The organism is Pedobacter sp. AC163 (assembly GCF_979258665.1).
Window position 1 is genome coordinate 4,522,946 of record NZ_OZ409872.1, and the last position, 20,055, is coordinate 4,543,000.

Consider the following 20,055-nt stretch of genomic DNA (forward strand, 5'->3'; position numbering starts at 1 on the left):
TTTTTTTTATTTCAATTTCCCAATAATTTGATAAATCTTAGTGTTCAACAGCTTTATTTTTTGCTGTTTTTTGATCGCGTACAAGCTATCAGGATAATAGCGTAAAGTATCGTTAGATTGAAAAAGGATGTTTTTATTAGCGATGATAACTTCTATTAGACCTGCTCTCTCACCGTTCCATTTGATTGCAACCCTCTTGATCGGTATTTTCTTACTATCTGAAGTATAATAGTCTACGCCATTTTGCTCGCTAATATCAAAACTTCCCCTCCAAGAAGCTTTGTTAATATCAGCATTAATAAACACAGCAAATTCTTTCTTCCAGTCTGCTATCTTAATTTTTTTACTTTCTTGCTTGCCGTTAACTGATACTGTTTTGTTCACTACCGGATTAAGTTTCTGCAAACGAACAGCCTCTTTTTCGAAATATCCTTTCAAATCAAAGTACATCAAATTTGTATTTGCTTTAGATTTTTTCTCTTCATTGCAAGAAACAAAGGCAACAGCAAGGAGTAAAATATAAATTCTTCTATTCATTATACTAACACATTTCCTGTCATTTCTTCAGGAATTGGAACACCTAAAATTTTCAAAACAGTAGGAGCAATATCGCCTAATTTACCATCAGCAATGGTGTTATAGTCGCTGTCGATTAAAATACAAGGAACAAGATTGGTGGTGTGGGCAGTATTAACAGAACCGTCGCCATTTACCATATATTCTGAATTTCCATGATCTGCTAACAAGATGAAGGAGTAGCCATTTTCCATTCCTTTGCGCACTACAATTTCTGCGCACTTGTCGGCAGTTTCAACCGCTTTTACTACGGCATCGAAAACACCTGTATGGCCTACCATGTCAGGGTTGGCGAAGTTTAAGCAAATAAAGTCTGGCCAACCTGTTTCCATCTCGGCATTAATGGCTTCGGTAATTCCTGCAGCACTCATCTCCGGTTGTAAATCGTAAGTTGCTACTTTTGGAGAAGGTATTAAAATACGTTTTTCGTTAGCGAATTCAGTTTCTCTTCCTCCAGAGAAAAAGAAAGTTACGTGAGGATATTTTTCAGTTTCAGCAATGCGAATTTGATTTTTATTGTTTTCGGCTAAAACCTCACCGATCGTTTTCGTCAAATCGTCTTTTGTAAAAATAACATTTACTTTTTCAAAGCTTTCATCATAGGTAGTCATCGTAACATAATACAATGGCAATTTATGCATGTGTTGCTCCGGAAAATCTTTTTGCGTTAGCGCAGTTGTAATTTCTCTTCCTCTATCTGTACGGAAATTGAAGCAAATTACCACATCATCATTCTTAATGGTGGCCACTGGCTCGCCATTATCCTGGGTAAGTACAACTGGTTGCAAAAACTCATCTGTTACACCATTCTGATAAGATTTTTTAATCGTAGCCAAAGCATCTTGCGTTCTTTCGCCAATACCGTTAACGATTACATCATAAGCTTGTTTCACACGTTCCCAACGATTATCGCGGTCCATTGCATAGTAGCGACCAACCATGGTAGCTAATTTAGCCGATGTGTTTTCGATGTGATTTTGAAGATCGCTAATAAAACCTAAACCAGAATTTGGGTCTGTATCCCTTCCGTCTAAGAAAGCATGGACAAAAGTTTTTTCAACATGTGCTTCATTTGCGGCATCACACAAAGCTTTTAAGTGTTCGATATGGGCATGAACTCCGCCATTTGAAACCAGTCCAATGAAATGCACAGCTTTATTATTTTGCTTTGCATAATCAAAAGCAGCTAATAAAATCGGGTTAACATGTAATTCCCTATCTGCGATGGATTTATTAATTCTTCCAAGTTCTTGATAAACTACTCTGCCTGCGCCTAAATTCATGTGGCCTACTTCCGAATTTCCCATTTGTCCGGCTGGCAGACCCACCGCTTCACCAGAAGCTTCAAGTTTTGAGTTGGGATAATTTTTAATTAATGAATCGAAAAAAGGAGTATTGGCAGCATAGGCAGCATCCGAATTATCTTTTCTTCCGTAACCCCAGCCATCTAAAATTATAAGCGCAAGTTTTTTATTAGTTATCATATTAATTTTAAAATTTAATTGAACACTGATAAAACATTTTCATTTAAAACATGTTTTAGTGTTTTGATATCAGGGCAAATATAACTTTATTGAAGCTTATACAAATTATGTAATCCATTTTTTGATAAGCTAATGGCATAATTTTAGCTATACCGAGATTATAAAATACAGAAATGATCCGGAGCTTGTTTTTTCTAATTATTAGTTTATCATCATTATTTAGTCCTAAAGCCTTTCAGGCTGATATTATTGATGATTTATCTTCGTATTTTAAATCTAGTAACGCTAAAGAAATTGCAAAAAATTTCGCATCAACTATCGAACTTATCATTATTGATGATGAAGATGTATACTCAAAAGCACAGGGAGAACAAATATTACGAGATTTTTTCATCAAACATCCGCCAGTAAAAACAAGTATTTTCCACAAAATTAATACTAATCCTAATTACCGTTTCGGTGTTATTCTTTTAAGCACTTCAAAAGAAACTTTTAGAGTTTCAGTAACCATGAAGAAATTAAATAATAGCTTCTTAATTACCGAATTACGAATCGAACCTGCTAAGGATTAATCAATTCTTTAGCTTCCTTTTAAAACAAGGCTTTTTATTTATCCCGACAATCACTATTTCGTTTTAGACTGAACTTTATAAAATGCCTTATAGCTAATGAAGAGCTATTGATGATTTTCGATACTGATTAATAAATTCAGCTTCGGTTTAAATCTGTCAGTAAATTGTCTGCTAAAAAATAATTCTTATTTTTGCCCCTTAAAATCTGTATTTTGGATATTCAACTTATACACCAGTTCATAAAAAATGCATTAGCTGAGGATGTTGGCGATGGCGATCATACTTCATTATCAACTATTCCAGCCGGAACATTAGGAAAGGCCAAATTGATTATCAAAGAAGATGGCATTTTAGCGGGTATGGAACTAGCAGTAGAAATTTTTAAAGAGGTAGATGCCGATTTAAAGGTTGATGTATTGATCAATGATGGAGCAAGTGTTAAATTCGGAGATATTGGTCTAACGGTAGCAGGAAGTACACATTCCATTCTCATTGCAGAACGCTTGGTATTAAATTGCATGCAAAGAATGAGCGGGATAGCAACTAAAACCAATCGCATTGTTTCGCTTTTAAAAGGGACGAAGACTCAAATATTAGATACACGTAAAACGACACCTGGTTTGCGTTATCTGGAGAAATGGGCCGTAAGGATTGGTGGAGGTGTAAACCATAGAATTGGTTTGTACGACATGATTTTGATTAAGGATAACCATGTGGATTATGCTGGCGGAATTTCAAATGCAATTGGAGCTGCTCAACAATATCTTAAAGACAACCAAAAATCGCTACAAATCGAGATCGAAGTGAGGAATATTGAGGAATTGTCTGCAGTATTGGCCATTGGTGGTGTTGATCGTATCATGTTGGATAATTTTAGCTTTGATAATTTAAGAGCTGCCATAAAACTCATAGATGGTAAGTTTATCACCGAAGCATCGGGTGGAATTACAGAAGAGAACGTTGCTGAATATGCAGCCTGTGGTGTAGATTTTATATCAATAGGTGCACTTACGCATTCTGTTAAAAGTTTAGACATTAGTTTAAAGGCATACTAAATGATTTGCTATAAAATGGAAGGCTTATTTTTTGTATCATTGTAGGCTATGGTTACGGTTTATTCTCTCAGTGCATTATTAGTTGCCTATCTTTTTGGATCAATACCAACTGCTGTATGGCTCGGTCAGGCGTTTTATGGCGTTGATGTAAGGGAATATGGAAGTGGAAATGCAGGTGCTACCAACACATTCAGGGTGTTGGGTAAGAAAGCTGGTATAGCCGTAATGATTATTGATATTGCTAAAGGCTACACCGCTACCAATTTAGCTTATCTCATAGGTATGTCCGTTACTGGTCCAGAGACCTCCGTTGTATTTATCAATTACAAACTTGCCCTAGGCGTTACAGCCGTGATGGGGCATTTATTTCCTGTTTTCGCCGGTTTCCGTGGGGGCAAAGGCGTTGCTACTCTTTTTGGAATGATTTTGGCAGTTAACTTCGAAGCATCTATGCTTTGTGTTCTGGTTTTTGTGGTTGTGCTATTATTAACGAAATATGTATCCTTAAGCTCCATTTGTGCAGGTTTTACATTTCCATTAAGTGTCGTTTTTTTGTTTCAGGTTTCTATAAAATCTGAAGTGTTATATGGAATGGTTGTATGTATTTTGATTTTAGTTACCCACCAAAAAAATCTCGAGAGATTGCTTAAAGGCAAAGAATCAAAAGTGTATTTGTTTAAGAAAAAAACTGGTTAATTAACAAAAACACATTCACTCAAAACATATTTGTTGTCTTGCTGTTTACTAATTCAGCTTGCAAAACAAGTATCACTGATCATTTAAATTCTCAATATGAAAAAGTTATTTTTAACAGCAAGTGTTGCTGGTATTCTATTATTTAATTCATGTTCTACAGTTCCATTAACTGGTAGAAGCAGACTTAGTTTGGTAGACGATAGTTCATTGCAACAACAAGCTGCAATAGGATATCAACAATTGTTAAGTGATCCTCAAACTAAAGTAGTTGCATCTAACAACAGCAACGCCGCTATGGTAAAGCGTGTTGGGCAAAAAATTGCTGCTGCCGTAACTCAATATATGAACCAGAATGGTTATGGCGAACAGATTAAAAATTATAAATGGGAATATAATTTAATCGATAGTAAAGAAATAAATGCCTGGTGTATGCCAGGGGGAAAAATTGCTGTTTACACAGGTATTTTACCTGTAACGAAAGATGAAGCGGGTTTGGCTACCGTAATGGGTCATGAAGTTGCACATGCTATTGCTCAACATTCGGCCGAGCGGGCTTCGCAAATGCAGGCAGCACAAGTAGGAGGTGCATTAGTCGGCGCTGCATCTTCTAACTCAAAATACGCAGATTATATTAACCAGGCTTATGGTATAGGTGGACAATTGACTATTTTAAAATACGGTAGAAATCAAGAGTTGGAAGCAGATAAAATGGGTTTATCATTTATGGCAATGGCCGGTTATAATCCTAGTACAGCGATCGGTTTTTGGCAGAGAATGGCACAAGCAAGTGCAGGTTCGCAAAAACCACCAGCATTTTTAAGTACTCACCCTACAGATCAATCTCGTATTGCACAAATACAAAGGGATTTGCCAGAGGCAATGAAGTATTACAAGAAATAGAGTATAAAGTGTAAAGTAAAAAGTATAAAGTAAAAAGTTAAAGGTGGAAAGATTTGCTCAGCAAAATTTCCACCTTTTTTATTGAGGTGAAAACAAGTTATTTGGCCTGCTGTTTTTGACTAACGACTAACGACTAACGACTAACGACTAACGACTAACGACTAACGACTAACGACGGCCTAGTACTTTCAAAATTGCACTAGCCTTAAGTAAACATTCTTCGTATTCTTTCTCAGGATCGCATTGGTAAGTTATTGCTCCGCCAACCTGAAATGATAAGTATTTGTTAGCTGCATTATACAGAATACTTCTAATCACTACATTAAAGTCGAAATCTCCATTAGGGCTGATACAGCCAAATGAGCCTGAGTAAACTCCTCTTTTTGTTTTCTCGTATTGTTCGATCAGTTGCATGGCTTTAACTTTGGGTGCACCAGTCATTGAGCCCATTGGGAAAGCATTTCGGATGGCATCGATAAAATGAACCTCAGGATCGAGCTGACAACTTATAGTCGAAACCATTTGATGTACCTGTGGGAAACTGTAGATGCCGAACAGCTCTTCCACTCTTACTGAACCTTTAACCGCTGATTTGGTTAAATCGTTGCGAACCAAATCTACAATCATCACATTTTCTGACTGTTCCTTCACGTCGTTTCTGAGTTGGATTTTGATATTCTCGTCTTCACTTGGATTATCACTTCTCCTCGCCGTACCTTTAATGGGTTGCGAAATTAACTTTGGTCCCCGTTTGCAAAGAAAACGCTCTGGTGTAGCTGATAAGATATATTGATTGTACACTTTGAAATATCCGGCAAAAGGAGTAGGAGAAATCTCATTTAAAAGGCTGAAAGTTTCCACAGGGTTAATTTCTGCATTCTCAGCAAAAAACTCCTGACAGAAATTGACTTCGTAGATGTCGCCACGAAGAATGTGGTTTTTGAGTTTTTCGACGCTTTCTGTATATTGATTTCGGCTAATTCTTTGGTTAATGTTTACCTGCTGTTTTATAACCTTTTCTGTTAGATTAAAATTATTGATTTCATCTAACAGTGAATCGGATCCAATTAGAACATTCGCTTTACCGTCTCTACAGGCAATTAAATACTTTGGGATAAAAAAGTATAAATCTGGGAAATTTAAGTGATCGATGTTATTCGATTGAAGGTCTTCAATTTCATTTTTAAGGTCGTAGCTGAAGAAACCCAACATCCATTGTTTGTCTTTTTCATAAAACACTTTCAATGCTTCAAAAGCATTTTTGCTAGAATGTTGTAACTCTTTTTGAACACCAGCAGCGATAATAAAATCGTATGCCGAATAAGTATCTAAATATTGGTTTGAATCTAAAAAGCAGCAAACTTCGAATTGGTTTGCCCAATGCAAAGCTTTTTGTTTAAAATCAGATTTGGTTTGTGAGGTTTTCAAGCTGCGGCAAAGGTAACTAAACCCGACATAAGAGGAAAGCTCCCGCTGCACATTCTTTCAATTTCCAATCAGCTTTCAATCGGGACTTGAAACATTGGCGGGAGTAACGTTAATAGTAGTGGTTGCTGAGCTTTCCAAATAAAAAAAGCAACCCAAAATGGATTGCTTTAATGTTTTTATGGTTAGCTAATGAAACGATCTCTCCGTTACACTCGAGATGAGTAGCCTACTAGCGTAATTCTAAAGTTTGTGCTCTATCTGGTCCTACTGAAAGGAACTTAATTGGCACTTCTAATTCTTTTTCCAAGAATGCGATGTAATCGTTCAATTTCGCTGGAATTTCTTCAACAGAAGTAATTTTAGTTACATCTGTAGCCCAACCTTCAATTGCTTTCAACACCGGTTTTGGTTCAATTGAAATGATATCGTAAGGCATGTAATCGATGGTTTCACCATTATATTCGTAATGGGTACAAGCGTAAATTGTATCGAAAGTGTCCAATACATCGGCTTTCATCATAATTAATTCGGTAACACCGTTCAGCATGATCGCATACTTTAATGCAGGAAGATCGATCCAGCCACAACGACGGGCACGGCCTGTAGTTGCACCAAATTCGTGACCTAAAGCACGAAGGTTTTCACCCACTTCGTTATCTAATTCGGTTGGGAAAGGACCGCCGCCAACACGCGTACAATATGCTTTGAAAATACCGTAAACTGCACCAACTTTGTTTGGCGCAATGCCTAAACCTGTACAAGCACCTGCAGTGGTAGTATTGCTCGAAGTTACGAACGGATATGAACCGAAATCAACATCTAACAAGGTACCTTGCGCACCTTCGGCCAAAACCGCTTTTCCTTCTCTTAGGTATCCATTAACAAAATGCTCGCTATCTACATGAGGTATACTTTTCAAGAATTCAATTGCTTCAAAGAAAGAGGCTTCTTTTTCAGTCAAATCATATTCAAAACCTTCATAATGCGAAAGGATTTCAGTATGTTTCTCTACCAACTTGGTATAACGCTCTTTAAAATCAGGAAGAGTGGTATCACCAACGCGTAAACCGTTACGGCCGGTTTTATCCATATAAGTTGGACCGATGCCTTTTAATGTCGAGCCGATTTTATTCTTGCCCATCCGAGCCTCGTTAGCGGCATCCAATAATTGGTGGGTTGGTAAAATTAAGTGTGCTTTACGGGCAATCACCAATTTGCCTTCAGCAACTGGATCATGACCAGCTTTTTTTAAATTATCTAGCTCTCTTTTTAAAATGATTGGATCGATAACTACGCCATTACCAATAAGGTTCATGGTTTTTTCGTTGAAAATTCCTGATGGGATAGTATTTAAAACGAATTTCTTGCCATCGAACTCTAAAGTATGTCCGGCATTTGGGCCACCCTGAAAACGGGCAATAAGATCATATTTTGGACTGAGTACATCAACGATTTTTCCCTTTCCTTCGTCGCCCCATTGTAGGCCGAGAAGTACATCTACTTGCGTCATTATTAAAAATTTAATCTGGTTTTATTTTGTGGATTGATTTAATTTGCTTCAAGTTTTGCCGCTCCGGCGGTTTCATTTACTTTTCTGGCCATGCTGCAATCTGAGCAAAAGCCATAAAGGTTTAACGAATGGTGTTTTACGTCAAATTTTAAAAGATCACCCACCATCGTTTGAATTTGGTGAATACGGGGATCGCAAAATTCTACTACCTTTCCGCACTCAATACAAATCACGTGATCGTGTTGACGATAGCCATAAGATTTTTCGAATTGCGCCATGTTTTTACCAAACTGGTGTTTGGTAACCAGGTCACACGAAACCAATAATTCCAGCGTGTTATAAACCGTAGCACGGCTTACGCGATACTTCTGATTTTTCATGTGGATGTACAGGGTTTCAACATCAAAGTGATCGTTTCGGGAATATATTTCTTCCAGGATAGCGAAACGCTCAGGTGTTTTGCGTAGATTTTTGTTCTCTAAATAAGCCTCAAAAATCTTGCGAACGAGCTCATTTGTATTTTGTTCAGACATAGTTTTTAAACTCCGTTCAAAGGTAGTTAAATTGTTTGACTGTTTAATTTTTAGATTGTTGAAATGTTGTAAGAATAGTTTGGCTGATCTAAGCTTAAGTGTTTTAAGGATATAAAACGACCCACTAACTAAGCGCAAGTATTAAAATTAATACCGACAAATCATATTCCCTTTAACCAATACCAAAACATAAGTGTTGTTTTTTATTTTTTTTAATTTGAAAGAACATTTGTAAGTGCAGTTCTCGCCTTCCTTATTTCTATAGTAATCTTCCGAGGTAATATTTTTGTATTTGTCTAATAACAGCCCATTCTCATTTCTAAATTCCAGGTCTCGTTTTTTAAAAGATCCTATATCTTCAGCTAAATGCCTTATTTTGCTTTCATCGACCAAGTTTGCTTTACCAGCGGCTAAATCCAGTGCATAAAGTTTGCCCCGAAAATGACCGTGACTATGCGTAGAAGTGAGGTAAACAAAAGGGTGATTTACTAGATGTACCAACTTTATATCTCCCGCATGGTAACCATCGTAATCATAAGTAAACAAAACCAGTTTTTTGTTACCATTCTCCATGTAGATCGTTGCATTCCCATCGCCATAATCATAAGTAGTGCGGTCAAAAATAATTGATTTACCATTGAGATTCCCTAACAGAATATCTTTCTCTTCAATAACTTTGGTTTCATCATTCCATGATTGTACCGTTTTTACCTTCGTATTTTTTTCAGAAGTGTTTAAAATCGAGGAAGTTTTATTTTGCTGAGAAGATTTGTTAAGTGCTTTTTCCTTACACCCAAGTGCAACTAATAGGAGCAGAAACATTAGTGTTTTCATTTACCTTAATGTTTTAAAATAGCTAAAGCATTCTTCAGTCCTTTCAACTTTAATCTCAATTGGCTATGCATCAAACCGGGTTACTCCTGTAACGCCTTTCACTTTTAACAAGTTCCGAATAAGGTTCTCCAAATGTTCGGTATCATTTACAAAAATCATAATAGAACCGTCAAAAATTCCTTCGTTGGTATCAACCGTAATTGATCTCATGTTAACCTTAAAATCTGTTGAAATTACCCTGGTGATGTTATTGATCAATCCCACATCATCAATTCCAACAATACGCAAGCCCGTTAAGAAAGTTAATTCCTGCTGTTTATTCCACTTCGCTTTTACCACGCGGTAGCCGTAATTAGCCATCAGTTGTGCCGCATTCGGGCAATTTGTCCTGTGGATTTTTATGCCATCACTAACCGTAATAAAGCCAAAAACGTCATCACCAGGGATGGGATTGCAACATGCAGCAAGAGTATAATCAATACGCTGCATGTCTTCGCCAATCAAAAGAATATCAGAATCACCGCCTTTAATTTTATTCTTGATCCCATCAACAGATAGGTTTTCAGGGCGTTCTGGTGCACGGCTCTCTACTTCTTTCTCCGTATTTAAATACTCCTTAATGTCTTTAAGCTCAATTTTACCTAAAGCCACATTAACAAAAAGCTCTTGTGTTGATGGCAGTTTAAAGAAATAACTCAGTTTCTGCAAGTTGTCAGTATTGTAAGTAATCTTCAACGATTTCAGTTTACGTTCTAAAATCTCCTTACCGTTATCAGCAATTTTGCGTTTTTCTTCTTTTAAAGATGATTTAATTTTTGACTTTGCCTTCGCCGTAACCACAATATTCAGCCAGTCTTCTTTCGGTGTCTGCTTACTGGAAGTGATAATCTCTACCTGATCTCCATTTTGGAGCTTGTAAGAAATTGGCACTAATTTATGGTTAACCTTCGCTCCAATACATGTAGCGCCCACGCCGGTATGAATTTCAAAGGCAAAATCTAAAGCTGTAGCACCCAAAGGCAATTGAATTAATGCTCCTTTTGGTGTAAAGATGAAAATCTCATCCGAAAACAGATTCATTTTAAAATCATCAAGAAAATCCAAAGCATTGGCTTCAGGATTATTGAGCATTTCTCTAACTTTTTGAATCCATTGATCCAAACCGTTATCATTGCTCGATTCTTTGTATTTCCAGTGAGCTGCAAAACCTTTTTCGGCAATTTCATTCATCCGTTGCGTACGGATTTGAACTTCTACCCATTGCCCACGAGGCCCCATTACGGTGGTGTGCAAACTTTCATAACCATTTCCTTTAGGAGAAGAAACCCAATCGCGTAAACGATCGGGATTAGGGCGGTATAAATCTGTAACAATCGAATAAGCTTTCCAACAATCGGCTTTTTCGTTTTCATAAGCGCTATCCAAAATAATTCTAATGGCAAAAAGATCATAAACTTCCTCGAAAGGAATGTTTTTCTTTTTCATCTTATTCCAGATCGAATGAATAGATTTTGGGCGGCCATACACATCAGCTACCAAACCCTGTTCGTGAACAATTTCATCAATTGGCTCAACAAATTTTTTGATGAATAATGCCCGTTCTGCCTTTTTCTCGTTTAGTTTTTTAGCAATAAATTTATAGGTATCAGGATCAAGATATTTCATCGAAAGATCTTCCAATTCTGATTTTATAGCGTATAAACCTAGTCGATGGGCGAGTGGCGCATATAAATAAATCGTTTCCGAAGCGATTTTAAGTTGCTTATGGCGAGGCATAAAATCCATGGTGCGCATGTTATGCAAACGATCTGCAAGTTTGATCAAAATCACACGAACATCATCCGCCAGCGTAAGCAACATTTTACGGAAATTCTCTGCCTGCAAAGAACTATTAGTATCGAAAACGCCTGAAATTTTGGTTAATCCATCAATAATTTTCGCGGTTTTCTTGCCAAATTCACGCTCAATATCTTCTAAAGTAATGTCAGTATCTTCTACCACATCGTGAAGCAGGGCACAAACAATTGAAGTAGTACCTAAGCCAATTTCTTCTGCAGCAATTTGAGCCACAGCAATTGGATGGTAAATATAGGGCTCGCCAGATTTACGACGCATGTCTTTATGGCTTTCCAATGCCATATCAAAAGCTTTTCGAATCTCTTTTTTATCTCCTTTTTGCAAGGTAGATTTGCTTGCCCTCAGTAATGCCCTATATCTTTTAAGAATCTCTTGCTTTTCCGCCTCTAAATCAATCACTAACTCTATTTTCATTTGTTTTTTTTGCGTAAAAATTTTCGTCTTATCTGTTAATAAAACTTATATTAGTTCTGTTGAACGACTAATATATGAAATAACACCTAACTTTGTGAAGGTATAAATTTATGAAATTTAAAGGGCTAATCATTCTGTTTATTGTCATGATTTTTAGTGAAAAGCTAAAAGCTCAAGACCCTGTCCAACCGGTTTTTCCAAAACTGGGTAAAGCAGATACCATTCGTGTAGCATCAACAAATGATAATGGTGTGATGATACCCTGGATGCAGTTGTTGGATGTGAGCATTTATGGAAACAGGATATGGAAATCGCCTGCAGAGAAAGCAGCCTATAATCGCTTGCGCTACAACGTTTTAAAAGTAATGCCTTATGCTAAATTCGCGAAGCGGAGATATGAGCAATTAGAAGAGGAAATAGCAAGAACACCTGAAAAAAGAGAACAAAAGAAATTGGTTAAACAGTGTGATAAGGAAATTAAAGACATGTTTAACCGTGAAATAAAGGAGTTAACCATTACGCAGGGACAAATACTTACTAAGCTTATTGACAGGGAAGTTGGCCGAACCACTTATGATATTGTTAAGCAAACCAAGGGTGGGTTCGCTGCGTTCTCTTATCAGATTGTGGCCAGAGTAGTGGGGCATAATTTAAAAAGCACCTATAATCCTAACGAAGATAGAGATATAGAATCGATCATTCGTACTTCTGGATTTTATCAATAATCTAATGCAAAAAAGCATTCCCAATATTTATTCCTTTAAAGTTAAGAAGATCAGTGGTGAAGATCAGCCTTTATCGGCTTATCGAAATAAAGTTGTTTTGATTGTAAACACTGCGTCTGAATGTGGCTTCACGCCGCAGTTGAAAGAGCTGCAGCAATTGAAGGACGAAATCGATCATCCTGACTTCGAGATTTTGGGTTTCCCTACGAATGATTTTGGCAAACAAGAACCGCTAGATGGATCAGATATAGTCAGTTTTTGCGAAGTTAATCATGGCGTAAAATTTCCGGTTTTCGATAAAATTATGGTCCGTGGCGCAAATGCGCATCCACTTTATCTCTTTTTAAGTGAGAAGAAGCAGAATGGTAAGCTAAACGCTAAACCCCGGTGGAATTTTCATAAATATCTTTTGAATAGAAAAGGAGAGTTGGTTGATTTTTATTTTCCATTCACTAAACCTTTGAGTTCAAAAATCAAAAAGAAAGTCCATCAACTATTGAATGAAAATTCCAATCATAAATAATGAAGTTAGATATTTTAGTAATAGCCGTTCATCCTGATGATGCAGAACTTTGCTGCTCAGGAACTATTTTAAAGCACATTGCCTTAGGTAAAAAAGTTGGAATTGTAGATTTGACACGTGGTGAATTAGGAACCCGTGGAACCGCAGAAACCAGAGATGAAGAAGCCGCAGATTCTGCTAAAATTCTAGGCTTGCACGCCCGCGAAAATCTTCGGCTTCGCGACGGATTTTTTCAAAACGATGAGTCTCATAGGCTCGAAGTGATCAAAATGATCAGAAAATATCAGCCTGAAATTATTTTAAGCAATGCACTCGAAGATCGTCACCCAGATCATGGTAGGGCAGGAGATTTGGTGTACGATTCTGTTTTTTTATCAGGACTTCCTAAAATAGAAACTGTGTTAAATGGTGTAAACCAGTCGGCTCACCGACCAAGATTGCTATTGCAATATATCCAAGATCGTTATTTAAAGCCAGATATTATCGTTGATATTTCTGATCACATGGATAAAAAAATTGAATCCATTAAAGCTTTCAAAACGCAATTCTATAATCCTGATGTAGACGGCTTGCAAACCTATATTTCTTCGCCAGAGTTTTTTGAAACCGTAATTGGTCGGTCGAGGGAGTTTGGTAAAAGCATTGGCGCTACTTTTGGCGAGGGTTTTACTTCAAGAAAGTTGTTGGGTGTTGAGAATTTATTTGACTTGAGGTAAATTTCATTATTTTCCAACATACTTTTAAAGATTTGAGGTTTTTTATCTATTCAGTTTATTAGACGGTCGTCATGCTGAATTTATTTCAGCAACTTAAAGCGATAGGTTCAGCTAACTGTCGATTAAATAATTCAGCGAAATTCTGCAAGTTGTTATTACTGCTTCCTGCATGTAGCTGGATTCATCGTTCCTCATGATAACGAAATAGGATAATCCAACAAAAGCGTCACTCATTTGTTATTCTCAAAACGAATAATAATGGCGAATATATTCTCTTCACTTAAAAATGCATACAATCTCTTCAAACACGTAGATTTTGCTAAGTTAGATGCTTTATCGAAAAAAGTTGACTTGCCTAAAATGGTCGAAACCATTTCAAATCTTGATGATAAGCAAATATCGGGAATGATGAAAATGATGGGTGGAGGCTCTGGTAAAAAGAAAGAATTACCACCAATTGAAGGTGATTTTTATCACTTGGGAGATGAGGCCTTGAAGGATGAAGACAGGGCTTTGCAATTAAAGGTGAGGGCTTTTTTAGAAAAAGAAGTTAAGCCAATTGTAAATCACTACTGGAATAAGGCAGAATTCCCCTTCGAAATTATCCCCAAACTCGCTGAGCTAAACATCTGTGGCTTAACTTATCAAGGTTATGGCTGTCCCGGAAAATCGAATTTAATGGAGGGCATTTTGGCTATGGAAATGGCCAGAATCGATACTTCGATATCTACCTTTTTTGGGGTTCAAAGTGGTTTAGCCATGGGTTCTATTTACTTATGCGGCTCGGAAGAACAAAAACAACAATGGCTGCCACTTATGCAGCAATTTAAAATTATAGGCGCCTTTGGTTTAACAGAGCCTGAAGTAGGCTCAGCTGCTGCAGGCGGTTTGACAACAACCTGCAGAAATGTAGGCGGTAAATGGATTTTAAATGGACAAAAGAAGTGGATCGGTAATCCAACTTTTGCCGATATTTTAATCATCTGGGCTCGTGATGAAGCCGACAATGAAGTAAAAGGCTTTATCGTAAAAAAGGACAATCCAGGTTTTGCAGTAGAAAAGATGCAGGACAAAATGGCCCTTCGCATCGTTCAGAACGGAATCATTACGTTAACCAACTGTGAAGTGATGGAGGTTGATCGCTTACAAAATGCCAATTCATTTAAGGATACAGCAAAGGTTTTACAAATGACAAGAGCAGGTGTTGCCTGGCAAGCCGTTGGCTGTGCCCGTGGTGCCTACGAAAATGCGCTGGAATATACCAGAACTCGAAAACAATTCGGGAAACCCATTGCGTCGTTTCAGTTAATCCAGAATCATCTGGTAGAAATGTTATCGAATTTAACTGCGATGCAAACGCTGTGCTTTCGGCTGTCGCAATTGCAAGATCAAGGCCTGTTGAAAGACGAACATGCCTCGCTAGCGAAGGTTTTCTGCTCCTTACGTACCCGTGATGTAGTGAGCAAAGCCCGCGAAGTAATGGGCGGGAATGGAATTTTATTGGAATATAATGTGGCTCGCTTTGTGGCCGATGCAGAAGCCATTTACTCGTATGAAGGTACTAAAGAGATTAATACACTAATTGTAGGTAGAGCGATTACCGGCTTTTCGGCATTTGTATAAGGCACGATGAATTTGTACTTGGTGTTTGATTTGGAAATGAAAGTCAGTCTTTCATAGATCCTTTAGTCCCGCCATTCGCTGTACTCCCGATGAAAAATCGGGAGCTGCCGCTTCTGTCTGGTTTATTTAATGTAGTTCTGTTTTTCAAACGGTGGGTATATTTACCCAAAAGCATCAAACTTTATTTATAAACACGGGTGGACGGATGCCGATTTTCATCGGCAGGAGGGAAAACGGGACTGAAAATGCCAAAAGCTTCAAACCGCTCATTTCCAAATAACTAACCCATTATTTTTCTGTTTGTGAAGACACCTACTGAGGGAAAAAGAATTAGTATTTCCACCTGCGTGGGAAAAATGATTTTAAAATGGATACTTATTAAATACCACCTGGCTCATTGCACTTTTCTCGTATAAGGCGATGCATGAGTTATTAAATTGAGGATCAAAGTTTACTTCTCCTGGCTGCAGTGTTTGAGGCACATTTGCGCTTTCCATAAAGAAGTAAACTTTGGTATTTCCATATTTGGTGTGTGGCATTAAATTACCATAATCCTCCATTTCTTTCCAAATGGAATCTTTAACTGTAACTGCGTAAATACGCTGTACTGGGCCAGTATTATTCGCATTTCTATACTTCACTATCTCTTTAAATCCAGCTTTCATCTCTTCAATTCCAGGCTGGTTAAAAGTATCTTTTACCATAAGGAAGACTAAAATTACAACCGCTGCGGAAATTAAATAAATAAGTGATTTTCGACTCATGGCTACAATAAAGGCAATATTTTTTCCATAACCGTCAGGCCTTCGTCAATATGTTTTTGTTCTATGCAAAGTGCTGGGCGGAAACGAATTGTTTTCTCCCCACAACCCAAAAACATCACGTTTTGTGCAAGTCCTTTGCTAATAAAATCATTCCGCATTTCTTTATTTGGAAAGTCGAAAGAGCAGAGTAATCCCCGGCCGCGAACGTTGCTCATTTTATCGAATTTCTGGGCAAACTTGGAGAGGTTGTCTTTAAGGTATGCTCCAACCTGAGCCGCGTTTTCGCATAATTTATCTTCTTCAACTATCTGAAGGATTTGAGATGAGCGAACCATATCTACCAAATTTCCGCCCCATGTAGAGTTGATTCTGCTTGGAACTTTAAATACGTTGGTTTCAATCTGATCTACCTTGTTCCCAACTAAAATACCGCAAACCTGCATTTTCTTACCAAATGCAACAATATCTGGTCGAGCTTTTTCGCTGAAATACTGGTGACACCAAAATTTTCCTGTTAAGCCGACTCCGGTTTGAACTTCATCAAAAATCAAGAAAGCATCATTTTCATCGGCCAGTGTTTTGAGTTGAATCAAAAATTCCTCACGCAAGTGATTATCGCCGCCTTCAGATTGAATGGGCTCGATGATAATAGCACATATATCATCCTTATTCTCAGCAAAGGCTTTTTTAATTTGTGCAATAGAATCCTCTTCGGTTTGGATAGCACGATCTAAGTTGCTGTCTGAAAGGGGAAATTTAACATCGGGAATAGAAACTCTTGGCCAGTCGAATTTGGCAAACCATTTCGTTTTATCTGGTAGCGTATTTGTTAAACTTAAGGTATAGCCAGACCTGCCATGAAAAGCTCTTTCGAAGTGCAAAACTTTAAAGCCTTTTTCTTCGGTGTAACCCTTGGCAAAATTTTTCTGTACTTTCCAGTCCATGGCTACCTTAATTGCATTTTCAACGGCCAATGCGCCACCGGCGATAAAAAAAGCATGGGGCAAATAATCCGGAATGCCAACTCTTGAAAAAGTTTCTAAAAACTGGGCGTATTGTTGTGTGTATACATCAGAATTCGATGGGTTTGCCATAGCAGCCAACAACAAGTTTTTCTTAAAGCTTTCATCGTTAACCATTTTTGGATGATTATATCCTAGTGGCACTGACGCAAAGCAGGTAAAAAAATCAAGTAGTGTTCTATTATATTTTGAGTCGTATATGTATGCACCATGGCTTTTCTCCATATCATAGGTCAGGTCGAAACCATCAGCCAAAATGTGTTTACTAAGAGACTCGTTAACGCGATCGGCAGGTACTGTTAATTGGTACATAAATTTGGTTTTGGTGTAAATCAAATTTAGTTAAATGTGCCTAACATTAAAATTTAAGCACTTTTTGTACCATCATTGCAAAAAATAGGTTTAAACAGTTTAAAGTATGATTATAGACAAAAACGGATTTTGGACTTCTTTAATGTGGAAAACTTTTTTGACAGAAACGGGATGATTCCGCTAAAATATGGTGCTTTGAAATGAAAAATTATTTTTTCTGCAACAGAATTTCCCTTTACACAATAGCTAAAACTTATCCTTCATTCCCAATATTCCGAGTAACCCGCCGGTGTGAATGGCTAATATTTTATCCGTTGCTTTAATTTCACTTTTCTTCTGAAGATCAAAGATGGAATAAAACATTTTTGCCGTGTAAACTGGATCAATTAATATTCCGGTTTGAGTGGTGAAGCTTTTAATGAATGCTATTAATTCAGGTTGCGTTTTTGCATAACCACCAAAATGATATGTGGTATGCAGGTTGAAATTTTCGGAGATTTCAGTGTATTTAGAAATTTCGTCGCGGATAAACTCTCCACCTTTTAACACGGGTATAACATGGAGTTTAGTATTCAAGCTTTTATTTTGTATCGCTTTTAACAGGCCAGCAGCGGTAGTCCCAGTTCCTGCTGCAACAAAGATGTGATCGTAGGTTTCTGTTAGCTCATCAATAATTTCTGTGCAACCCAGAACGGCTTCTGTTGATGCGCCACCTTCATCAATAAAATAAGCGTTTTTATCCTGGCCAAATTTTTTCTCGAACAATAACGATTTATCCTTGTAACCTTCCCGATCAGTAAAAATGAGTTTCATTCCATAAAGGGAACAAAGTAAAAGCATTTCGTTTTTAACTTCTTCCCCACGAACAAATGCTGTAGAGTGAAAGCCAAATTTTGCTGCTGCCGCTGCGGTGGCTACCAAATGATTGGAATATGCGCCTCCGAAGGTAACCAAGTGGTTTTTATTCTGCTGTATGGCATTTTCTAAAATATATTTTAGTTTACGCCATTTGTTTCCAGAAATGTAAGGATCAATTAAATCATCTCGTTTAACAAATAGATTGCTAAATGGATTAATTTTTAATTTTTGGACAGGACTGTAGATATTTTGAAACACCTGTAAAAATAAAAAACACCTGTTGAATGCAAGTGTTTTTTTGGCGTTTTTTTTAGATTTACTCTACTTAAAGTATATTTTCCTAACTAAGTAAGGAAAAAAATTAAGCACAATCTTAACGTTTTGAGTAAAATTTTTCATAATTGTTATCGATTAGATCATCACAACTACAAAAAATAAGCCAATATTGTTTTATTGACAAATAAATTAATTTCTTAACATGAATTTAACTTGCTGTCCATCAATATACATACATTTGTCTTTATTTTTAGCAAAGGTTGTATGCTTAATAAATCAACCGACCTAATTTCAGTAAAACTTAACTGCGGTAGAAAATCTTAGGCTTAAAAACCTATTTTTGCACCATGGAAAATGAGGTAGAGTTGCAGGAATCGGAAGAGCAGGAATTATATGAACATTTAAAAATCATTGTGGACAAAGGGCAATCTTTGTTGCGCATTGATAAATTTTTAATGGTTCGTGTGGAGAATGCTTCTCGGAATCGGATTCAAAATGCAATTGATGCGGGCAATGTTTTGGTTAATCAAAAGCAGATAAAAGCAAGTTATAAGGTGAAGCCTTTTGATGAAATTTCGATTGTTCTACCTCATCCTCCTCGCGATACTGAAGTTTATCCTGAAGATATTCCACTTGATATTATTTACGAGGATAGCGATTTGTTGGTCGTTAACAAGGTGGCCGGAATGGTTGTTCACCCTGGTTTTAATAATTATACAGGGACTTTAGTAAACGCGTTGGCTTTCCATTTTGAACAATTGCCTCAACTACCAGGCAACGATGGACGGCCTGGGCTGGTCCATCGAATTGATAAAGACACCTCAGGACTGCTTCTTATCAGTAAAAACGAGAAATCGATTACGCATTTAGCCAGGCAGTTTTTTGATCATAGCATAACCAGAAAATACATTGCTTTGGTATGGGGCGATATAGAAAATGATGGAACGGTTACCGGTTACATCGGTAGAAGCGTGAAAGACAGGCGGGTAATGGATATTTACGATGAGGAAGCAAAAGGGAAGTGGTCGGTAACCCATTATAAAGTTTTGAAGCGTTTAGGCTATGTTACGCTCATCAGTTGCGAATTGGAAACTGGTCGTACCCATCAAATTAGAGCTCACATGCAGCACATCGGGCATCCTTTATTTAATGATGCAATGTACGGAGGCGATAAGATTTTGAAAGGAACCACGTTTAATAAATACAAGCAATTTGTAGACAACTGTTTTGAGTTGCTACCCAGGCAGGCTTTACATGCACAAAGTTTAGGTTTTATTCATCCAACAACAAAGGAATATATGCATTTTGAGTCACCTCTACCTAGCGATTTTAAAGCTGCATTGAATAAATGGGAAAATTATATTGCTGTATCATAAA

The 20,055-nt window shown here is 37.3% G+C and carries 19 protein-coding genes; 9 read left to right on the top strand and 10 right to left on the bottom strand.

What is annotated here, in order from left to right; translation table 11 throughout:
• Positions 1–6: 6 nt before the first annotated feature.
• Entirely contained in the window at positions 7–537 is a 531-nt protein-coding gene (locus tag ACZZZK_RS19395; protein ID WP_463485559.1) for a hypothetical protein, read from the bottom strand.
• On the bottom strand, positions 537–2,060 hold the full coding sequence (gene gpmI / locus ACZZZK_RS19400; RefSeq protein WP_463485560.1) for a 2,3-bisphosphoglycerate-independent phosphoglycerate mutase: 1,524 nt from the start codon (positions 2,058–2,060) through the stop codon (positions 537–539). The genes ACZZZK_RS19395 and gpmI overlap by 1 nt, the downstream gene beginning before the upstream one ends.
• A gap of 185 nt (positions 2,061–2,245) precedes the next feature.
• On the opposite strand from gpmI, the gene ACZZZK_RS19405 reads away from it, so the two are divergent.
• From ACZZZK_RS19405 to ACZZZK_RS19420, 4 genes are all read left to right on the top strand, one after another.
• A complete protein-coding gene (locus tag ACZZZK_RS19405) occupies positions 2,246–2,632 on the top strand; it encodes a DUF4783 domain-containing protein (RefSeq protein ID WP_463485561.1) in 387 nt (128 codons plus the stop codon).
• A 212-nt stretch (positions 2,633–2,844) separates the two neighbouring features.
• Positions 2,845–3,687, top strand: coding sequence for a carboxylating nicotinate-nucleotide diphosphorylase (gene nadC, locus ACZZZK_RS19410; protein WP_463485562.1), 843 nt, complete (start codon positions 2,845–2,847; stop codon positions 3,685–3,687).
• A gap of 48 nt (positions 3,688–3,735) precedes the next feature.
• Entirely contained in the window at positions 3,736–4,383 is a 648-nt protein-coding gene (gene plsY, locus ACZZZK_RS19415) for a glycerol-3-phosphate 1-O-acyltransferase PlsY (protein WP_463485563.1), read from the top strand.
• A gap of 96 nt (positions 4,384–4,479) precedes the next feature.
• The gene (locus ACZZZK_RS19420) at positions 4,480–5,283 is read left to right on the top strand and encodes a M48 family metallopeptidase (protein WP_463485564.1); all 804 of its coding nucleotides are present in this window, start codon (positions 4,480–4,482) and stop codon (positions 5,281–5,283) included.
• Between the two features lie 168 nt (positions 5,284–5,451).
• Here the strand turns inward: ACZZZK_RS19420 and ACZZZK_RS19425 are convergent, their stop codons facing one another.
• From ACZZZK_RS19425 to ACZZZK_RS19445, 5 genes are all read right to left on the bottom strand, one after another.
• On the bottom strand, positions 5,452–6,711 hold the full coding sequence (locus tag ACZZZK_RS19425) for an anthranilate synthase component I family protein (RefSeq protein ID WP_463485565.1): 1,260 nt from the start codon (positions 6,709–6,711) through the stop codon (positions 5,452–5,454).
• Positions 6,712–6,940: 229 nt separating this feature from the next.
• Positions 6,941–8,221, bottom strand: a complete 1,281-nt coding sequence (locus ACZZZK_RS19430) for an adenylosuccinate synthase (protein WP_463485566.1) — start codon at positions 8,219–8,221, stop codon at positions 6,941–6,943.
• A gap of 38 nt (positions 8,222–8,259) precedes the next feature.
• Complete coding sequence (locus tag ACZZZK_RS19435; protein ID WP_056851415.1) at positions 8,260–8,754, bottom strand: Fur family transcriptional regulator; 495 nt, start codon at positions 8,752–8,754, stop codon at positions 8,260–8,262.
• 147 nt (positions 8,755–8,901) lie between these two features.
• Positions 8,902–9,588: a hypothetical protein gene (locus ACZZZK_RS19440; RefSeq protein ID WP_463485567.1), complete on the bottom strand. Its 687-nt coding sequence runs from the start codon at positions 9,586–9,588 to the stop codon at positions 8,902–8,904.
• Between the two features lie 63 nt (positions 9,589–9,651).
• Positions 9,652–11,859: a RelA/SpoT family protein gene (locus ACZZZK_RS19445; protein WP_463485568.1), complete on the bottom strand. Its 2,208-nt coding sequence runs from the start codon at positions 11,857–11,859 to the stop codon at positions 9,652–9,654.
• 110 nt (positions 11,860–11,969) lie between these two features.
• On the opposite strand from ACZZZK_RS19445, the gene ACZZZK_RS19450 reads away from it, so the two are divergent.
• The 4 genes from ACZZZK_RS19450 (at position 11,970) to ACZZZK_RS19465 (ending at position 15,446) form a co-directional block, all read left to right on the top strand.
• Entirely contained in the window at positions 11,970–12,584 is a 615-nt protein-coding gene (locus tag ACZZZK_RS19450) for a DUF4294 domain-containing protein (protein ID WP_463485569.1), read from the top strand.
• Between the two features lie 4 nt (positions 12,585–12,588).
• Complete coding sequence (locus ACZZZK_RS19455; protein WP_463485570.1) at positions 12,589–13,107, top strand: glutathione peroxidase; 519 nt, start codon at positions 12,589–12,591, stop codon at positions 13,105–13,107.
• The gene (gene bshB1, locus ACZZZK_RS19460; protein WP_463485571.1) at positions 13,107–13,823 is read left to right on the top strand and encodes a bacillithiol biosynthesis deacetylase BshB1; all 717 of its coding nucleotides are present in this window, start codon (positions 13,107–13,109) and stop codon (positions 13,821–13,823) included. Before ACZZZK_RS19455 ends, bshB1 begins: the two co-directional genes overlap by 1 nt.
• 258 nt (positions 13,824–14,081) lie before the next feature.
• The gene (locus ACZZZK_RS19465; RefSeq protein WP_463485572.1) at positions 14,082–15,446 is read left to right on the top strand and encodes an acyl-CoA dehydrogenase family protein; all 1,365 of its coding nucleotides are present in this window, start codon (positions 14,082–14,084) and stop codon (positions 15,444–15,446) included.
• 362 nt (positions 15,447–15,808) lie between these two features.
• On the opposite strand, the gene ACZZZK_RS19470 is transcribed toward ACZZZK_RS19465, so the two are convergent.
• The 3 genes from ACZZZK_RS19470 to ACZZZK_RS19480 form a co-directional block, all read right to left on the bottom strand.
• Positions 15,809–16,150, bottom strand: a complete 342-nt coding sequence (locus ACZZZK_RS19470; RefSeq protein WP_463485573.1) for a hypothetical protein — start codon at positions 16,148–16,150, stop codon at positions 15,809–15,811.
• A 62-nt stretch (positions 16,151–16,212) separates the two neighbouring features.
• Positions 16,213–17,544, bottom strand: a complete 1,332-nt coding sequence (gene lat / locus ACZZZK_RS19475; protein ID WP_463485574.1) for an L-lysine 6-transaminase — start codon at positions 17,542–17,544, stop codon at positions 16,213–16,215.
• 246 nt (positions 17,545–17,790) lie between these two features.
• A complete protein-coding gene (locus ACZZZK_RS19480) occupies positions 17,791–18,660 on the bottom strand; it encodes a 1-aminocyclopropane-1-carboxylate deaminase/D-cysteine desulfhydrase (RefSeq protein ID WP_463485575.1) in 870 nt (289 codons plus the stop codon).
• Positions 18,661–19,025: 365 nt separating this feature from the next.
• Here ACZZZK_RS19480 and ACZZZK_RS19485 point away from each other — a divergent pair, with 365 nt between their 5' ends.
• Positions 19,026–20,054, top strand: a complete 1,029-nt coding sequence (locus tag ACZZZK_RS19485; RefSeq protein WP_463485576.1) for an RluA family pseudouridine synthase — start codon at positions 19,026–19,028, stop codon at positions 20,052–20,054.
• The last annotated feature ends 1 nt before the right edge of the window (position 20,055 follow it).